At 50.3% G+C, this 766-nt stretch carries 1 pseudogene; it reads right to left on the reverse strand.

What is annotated here, in order from left to right:
* Positions 1 to 766 (reverse strand): annotated as a pseudogene (locus tag HUN22_RS17430) (hypothetical protein); the annotation flags it as partial.

The raw sequence follows: 766 nt of genomic DNA on the forward strand, positions 1-766 counted from the left end.
GTATTCGCCGCATCAATGCCTGACTTAGTCACACTCGGGCCACCTGTAACGGTTAAACCGTTGCTGTCCAGCTTGCTGTCACCTGTGGTTACGCTATCGAGATCCAGATCTCGCTTCAAGCCATACTGAATCGTATTGCCGGTCTTGCTGACCGTTAAGTTGCTTTCGCCTGTCACCGTACCAATGTCAACTACATCGCCCGCTTTCACTGCGCCTGCCGTTGCACCATTGCTTTGTAACGTCCAGCCTTTGTCCAGCTCACTGATCGCGGCACCCACGTTATTTACGTCCGTACCATTCACGGTATAGGTTGGCGCACTCACCGCACCAGTCGTGCTGTCATAGCTTGAACCACCGCCCAGATTGTTCGCTGTACTGTTACCCAAGGCATCAGTCTTGTTGTTGCTTGATGTACTTAATGCATCCAGCTGACCTTTGTTCACTGCGTCAGTTGCTGCTGTCCCCGCACCGACATTGGTAACTTTCTCACCATTTGCATCAAGTCCGTTCGCTGTCACTTTCCCTGCAAAGACCGGAGCATCTGCAAGTTGAATGTCAACTGTATTGCCAGTGATGACTGTCTTCACATTCGAGTTCGAACCTGAAGCCGTCAGGCCACCCGTAATATTAAGGGTTTCGCCTAATTTACGGTCAACGCTACCACTGTTACCTGCAAAGGTAATCGGCTTAACCACTTCATTGTTCAGATTGGTTAAGGCATCACCCACATTGCTTGCATTAACTGTCGTACCATCGGTTTTCGTGG

Source organism: Acinetobacter lactucae (assembly GCF_013344765.1).
In the GTDB taxonomy this organism is placed as follows: Bacteria; Pseudomonadota; Gammaproteobacteria; order Pseudomonadales; family Moraxellaceae; genus Acinetobacter; species Acinetobacter lactucae_A.